We start from the raw sequence: 6,922 nt of genomic DNA, 5'->3' as shown, positions 1-6,922 counted from the left end.
GGGTTTCCGTCAAGGTCGGGGTGGGTGAGCTACAAGACGGCTGGCGTGTGCAGTGGCGCGCCCAAGGTGTGGCGGGAGCAGGGGCCGGACCGACGATCGGTGCATGGTCAGCTTGGCAGTCGCTGCGCATCGATCGCTCGAAGCCGACGGTATCCGACCTGGCGGTGTCGCCGGGGACGTTGAGTTCGGGTACGTGGGTCACCTCGACGCTGGAGCCGACGTTGTCGGGGGTGGTGTCCGACCCCGATAGCCGGGCTGTGGGCATCAATATCGAGGTGCAGCATGATCCGGCGGTTCCATCGCAGGGGTCGGGACTGATCTGGTCGGGCAACCAGTTCGCGTCTCAGACGACTGGTACGCGGGTTTCCGTCAAGGTCGGGGTGGGTGAGCTACAAGACGGCTGGCGTGTGCAGTGGCGCGCCCAAGGTGTGGCGGGAGCAGGGGCCGGACCGACGATCGGTGCATGGTCAGCTTGGCAGTCGCTGCGGGTCGACCGCTCGAAACCGACGGTTTCGGCGTTGCAGGTGTCGCCGGGGACGTTGAGTTCGGGTACGTGGATCACTTCAACGCTGGAGCCGACCTTGTCGGCGGTGGTTTCCGATCCTGATGGCCGGGCGGTGGGCATCAACGTCGAGGTGCAGCATGATCCGGCGGTTCCGTCACAGGGCTCGGGACTGATCTGGTCGGGCAGCGAGATTGTCTCCCAGACGACGGGTACACGGGTACCCGTCAAGGTGCCGGCGGGCGTGTTACGCAACGGCTGGTCCATTCAGTGGCGGGCGCAGGGCGTGGCAGGGACAGGGGCCGGGCCGGCAATTGGTGCCTGGTCGGCTTGGCAGTCAGCCCACGTTGAAGTCCTGAAAATGCAGTGGGCTTCTCCTTTGGACAACACTCAAGTGGGCTCGCTCACACCGACTTTGGCCGCGTACGCCAAGCCAGGAGACAACACCAGCCTGGTGTCGTACTGGTTCCAGGTGTGCGCAGGAACTCCGGAGGACTGGTCCTGGTGCGAAAGCGCGGATATCTGGTGGGAATCCAACGGCTGGCAGGTACCGGCAGGCAAGCTTAAGTGGGGCGAGACGTACTGGTGGAAAGTTCAGGCCAGAGCGGGCAATGTCACTGAGAGTTCGCCGTGGCGTTCGTTCACGACCACCCCGGAGCAGGGCACGATCAACGCGCTGCTGGCTTCGGGCACGGGTGGGCGTGAGTTCAACCACACTACGGGCAACTACACCCAGACCGTCACCGACGCCTCGGTAGCCAGTGCCGGGCTGCCGTTGTCGGTGGTGCGCACCTACAACAGCCTGGACCCGCGCACCGATGGTGCGTTCGGTGCCGGCTGGTCCACCCGGTGGGACATGCGCATCCAGGACGAGCCGCAGACCAAGACGGTCCTGATCACCTATCCGGACGGACGCGAGTACCGCTTCGCCGCCAAGGGCGACGGCAGCTATGCGACGCCGCAGGGCAACTTCGCCAAGCTGGCCACCGTTGAGGGCGGCGGCTGGCGGCTGATGGACAAGGGCTCCACCTCCTACTGGTTCAACTCCACGGGCAGGCTCACGAAGATCACCGACCGGCGTGGGCGCAGCCAGGGCCTGACCTACGGCACCGACGGCAAGCTGAACAAGATCACCGCAGTGGCCGGTGGCCGCTCGCTCACCTTTGGCTGGACCGGCAACCACGTGACCAGCGTGTCCACCGACCCGGTCGACGGCCAGCCACTCACCTGGACCTACAGCTACACCGGGGACACACTGACCAAGGTGTGCCCGCCGGGCGAGCAGACCGCGTGCACCGTCTACGACTACACCAGCGGCTCGCGCTACAGCAGCATCGTGATCAACGCCAGACCAGCCGGGTACTGGCGGCTGGGTGAGGCGCAGACCGGGCTGGGCGGGAAGATCGCCAGCTCTGCCGCCTGGAACGTCGGCTTCGACAACGCCACCCTGGCCGGTACCACCGCTGACGCCGCCTTTGGCGTGCCGGGCGCCCTGACCGGCAGCACGAACTCGGCGATGAGCTTCAAGGGCACCGCCACCTCCGCCCGCGTACAACTTCCCGCAGCCGCCATCAGCGGCCGAGCCCGCTCCCTGTCCGTTGAAGCGTGGTTCAAAACCACCGGCTCAGGCACGGTCATCGGCTACAACGATGTCAACGCGTTCTCGTACACGCCCGCCCTGTACGTCGGCACCGATGGCAAGCTACGCGGCCAGTTCTCCACCGGTAAGGCGGAGCCGATCACCTCCGGCGCGGCCGTCAACGACGGCAACTGGCACCACGTGGTGCTGTCCGGCGCGGAGAATACCCAGACGCTGTTCCTGGATGGCCAGACGGTCGGCACACTGTCCGGCACCATCACACACAACGACCAGAACCAAGCGCAGATCGGCTACGGCTACGCCTCCCCCTCATGGCCGTCCACCGTCACCGCGGCCGGCGCGTTCCCGTTCACCGGCGCCATCGACGAGGTCGCGGTGTACGACAAGCCGCTGGGCCCAGCCGAGATCCGCACCCACTACGCCGCCCGGACCGCGCAGCCGCACCTGGCCAAGACCACCCTGCCATCCGGCAGGCAGTGGGCGGCCAGCACGTACGACGCCGACGGCGGTCGACTGCTGACCCACACCGACCGCCACGGCGGCACCTGGAAACTCAGCGGCCTGCAGTACGCCAACAACGGTCTCAGCGAGGGCGGCATCGACGCCAAGGCCACCGTCACCGACCCTCAACAGGAAACCCTGTCCTACCTCGACGACGCCGGACGCGGCCATCGTCTCCTGTCCGCGACGGACCAACTGGGCAAGACCACCAGCTACGCCTACGACGAGGCAGGCCTCCCCAGCAAGATCACCGACCCCAACGGCAGCACCATCGAACTTTCCCACGACAACCGGGGCAACCTACTCGCCAGCAAGACCTGCCGCTCCAGCGGCAACTGCCAGCAGCAGTACTCCTCCTACTTCGTCAACGACGACGACCCGTTCGATCCGCGTAACGACCAGGTCACCACCGCGCGGGACGCCCGCTCCACGAGCGCCACCGACAACACCTACGCCACCACCTTCGACTACAACAGCTACGGCGAGCAGACCAAGCAGACCACCCCGGCCACGCTCGACTTCCCCACCGGCCGCTCCGCCACCCTCGCCTACACCGACGGCAGCGAACCCGCCGTCGGCGGCGGCACCACCCCGGCCGGCTTGGTCAAGACGCGCACCGACGCCAAGGGCAACGCCACCGAACTGCGCTACAACGTCGCCGGCGACCTGGCCGAGCAGACCGCCCCGACCGGGCAAATCACCCAGTTCGAGCACGATGCGCTGGGCCGTGTCACCACCCAGACCCAGATCTCCGACGCCCAGCCCAACGGAGTGAAGACCAGCTACACCTATGACGACGCCGGCCGGCCGGCCACGCAGACGGCGCCGGGGGTGAAGAACGAGATCACCGGCGTCACCCACACCGCGCAGACCAGCTATGCCTATGACCCGGACGGCAACATGCTCACCGCGACCGTCACGGATCTGACCGGCGGTGATGCGGCGCGGACGACCACCTACACCTACGACGCTCACGGCCGCCAGGACAGCGTCACCGATCCCGAGGGCGATGTGGTCCGCACCACCTGGGATCAGCGCGGTCTGCAGGCGACGGTCACCGACCCGCTCGGCTCGATCTTCGGCTACACCTACACCGAACGCGGCGAACTGGCCGCCAAGACGGTGAAGAACTGGACCGGCAGCCCGGTCAACCCGCAGCCGGCCGCAGAGATCACCCTGGAGTCGTACGCGTACGACCCAGCCGGGCGTTTGGCCGCGCAGTCAGATGCGATGGGCCGCAAGACGTCCTACACCTACTTCGGCGACAACCTGCTGTCGCAGGTGATCGGCGATGACGTCAAGCTGAACGGCGCCACCACCACCAAGGACGTCATCGTCGAGGACAACACCTACGACGCCGCGGGCAACCTCATCAAGCAGGTGACCGGTGGTGGATTCACCACCACCGATTATGTCTACGACGCGGCCGGTCGTCTCACCTCGACCACGTTCGACCCGGCGGACCTGCAGCGCAAGACCGCCTACACCTATGACGCCAACAACCTGATCACCAAGGAGATCCGCGCCAAGGTTGGCGGCAGCCGCGAAGAGAGCGTTACCTACGCCTACAACGCCGCCGGCATCAAGACCCGGCAGACGATCGAGAACAGCGACCAGGACCTCACCACGACCTGGACGGTCGACGACCGTGGCCTGGCCACCGCGATCACCGATCCGCGCGGCAACGCCGACGGTGCCACCGCCGCCGAGTTCACGACCACCAACACCTACGATGCGCTCGGCCGCCTCATCGAGACCAAGGCGCCCAGCGTGCAGGTGGACGAGGCGGGCGCGAACCCGGCCACCACCCGGCCCACAGTTCGAGTCGGCTACGACACCTTCGGTAACCAGACCCACACCGTCGATGCCAAGGGCAGCACCCTTATCACCGCCTACGACAAGGCGGGCCGGGTGGTGAAGCTGACCATGCCCGCCTACACCTCGCCCGGCGGCACCGCAGTCACCCCGACCATCACGCACGGCTACGACGCGGGCGGCCGCCGCACAAGCACCACCGACGCGCGCGGTTATGTCACCAGGATCGACTACGACGCTCTCGGCCGACCCGTCCGTACGGTCGACCCCGGCCCGTCCGGACCTGGCGGCATCCGGATTGCCGAGTACAACCTGGCCGGCGAGCAACTGGCCGACGTGGACCCGAACGGCGCCCGCGCCGAGGCCACCTACGACGACCTAGGCCGCAAGATCACCGAAACGTCAATCGAGCGCAAGCCCACCACCGCTGCCCACACGACGAAGCTCGCCTACAACGACGCGGGCATGCTCACCTCGACGGTCGACCCCCGCGGCATGACCACCACGTACGCACCGAATGCGGCCGGTGAGGTCACGAGCACCACCGACCCCGCGCAGAACAAGACCACCACGACCTACGACCTGGCCGGTCGGCCGCTGCGCGTCACCGACGCCACCACCAACGCCACCGAGACCAATTACGATCTAGCGGGCCGCCCGATCGAGGTCAAGGACCTCAACAGCTCCGGCACCGCCCTGCGCTCGATCAAGGCCGGCTACGACCTGGCCGGCAACCTGATCAGCCAGATCTCGGCCGAACAGCACACCACCAAGCAGAGCTTCGATGCCCTTAACCGGCTCACCACCGTCACCGAGCCCGTCTCCGCCAGCGAGGAGATTGTTACCCGGTTCGGCTACGACGCCAACGGCGCCCGCACCAAGCTGACCGACGGCCGCGGCAACACCACCTGGACCACCTACAACAGCCTCGGCCTGGTCGAAAAAGTCATCGAACCGGCCACCAGCCAGCACCCGGACGAGGGCGACCGCACCTGGACCTACGCCTACGACCAGGCCGGCAACAACACTGGCATCCTGCAGCCCGGCGGCGTCCAGATCACCCGAACCTTCGACCACCTCGGCCGCCTCACCCAGGAAGACGGCAGCGGCGGCGGAGCGGCCACCGCCCAGCGCACCTTCGGCTACGACCCGGCCGGGCAACTCACCACCGCCGGTGACTACAGCCTCGAGTACAACGACCGTGGTCTGCTCACCAAGCTCGCCCAGCCTTCGGGCCAGCCCACCACGATGGCTTACGACGCTGGCGGCAACCTCACCCAGCGCGTCGACGCCGCCGGTACGGCGAATTTCACCTGGGACAACGCCAACCGCCTCGGCACCGCCACCGACCCGGTCACCGGCCGCACCCTCACCTACGGCTACGACAAGGCCAACCGCGTCACCAGCCTCACCGCCGCCAACCCAGCCAGCACCCAGACCATCGGCTACGACGACCTGGGCCGCGCCACCTCCCAAACCCTGAAGAACAGCACCGGCACCGAAATCGCGAAGATCACCTACGGCTGGGACAAGGACGACAACCTCACCACCAAGACCACCATGGGCCTGGCCGGAGCCGGTACCAACACCTACGGCTACGACCACGCCAACCGCCTCACCTCCTGGACCGCCCCCAGCGGCGCTACCACCGCTTATGAGTGGGACGCCGCCGGCAACCGCACCAAAGCTGGAAACAAGAGCTACACCTACGACGAACGCAATCGCCTGACCAGCGGTGACAACACCACCTACACCTACACCCCGCGTGGCACCCTGGCCGGTCAGACGAAGAACGGCGCCACCACCCAGCTCACCTTCGACGCCTTCGACCGGCTGATCGCTGACGGCGACAGCCTCTACGCCTACGACGCCTTCGACCGCGTCACCTCCCGCATCAGCGGCACCACCAAGCAGACCCACCACTACGCCGGTCTTAGCAACGACCTGGCCGCCGTCAGCGTCAGCGGCAGCATCCAGGCCACGTACGCGCGTGACCCCTTCGGCGCCCTGCTCGGCCTCAAGGAAGGCACCGATCCGGCAGCCGCAGCCCTGAGCGACCTCCACGGCGACCTCGTCGCCACCCACACCGGTACCGCCATCACCAGCTCCACCGCCTACGACCCCTTCGGCGCGATCACCGCACAAACCGGGAGCAAGGCCAGCCTCGGCTACCAGGGCGAATACACCGACCCGGACACCGGTAAGGTCAACATGCACGCCCGCTGGTACCAGCCCGGTACCGCCACTTTTACCAGCCGCGACAGCGCCACACTCAACCCTAGTCCGTCGGTGCAGGTCAATCGCTACACCTACGCCAACGCCTCACCTCTCACCGGTACTGACCCCACCGGCCACTCCACCGTCGTCGACACCGGCTCCCTCGCTGGCGGTTACACCAGCTCATCAGGGCCAAGTGCCAGCGGAGGCACGTGCATCGGCAACTGCTACGGAGGCGGCGGTGCCGCCGAGATGTGTCCGGCCTGTCTTACCGCAGGGGAGATCGA

1 protein-coding gene is annotated in these 6,922 nt (G+C 67.1%); it reads left to right on the top strand.

The features are described 5' to 3' along the window. Positions 1-20: 20 nt before the first annotated feature. A partial coding sequence (locus ACTWPW_RS62310) for a LamG-like jellyroll fold domain-containing protein (RefSeq protein WP_443174738.1) occupies positions 21-6,922 on the top strand: 6,902 nt, incomplete at its 3' end.

Origin of the sequence: Nonomuraea sp. KM90, from assembly GCF_052246675.1 — a bacterium.
GTDB lineage: Bacteria > Actinomycetota > Actinomycetes > Streptosporangiales > Streptosporangiaceae > Nonomuraea.
This window is presented reverse-complemented; position numbering and strand designations above follow the sequence as displayed.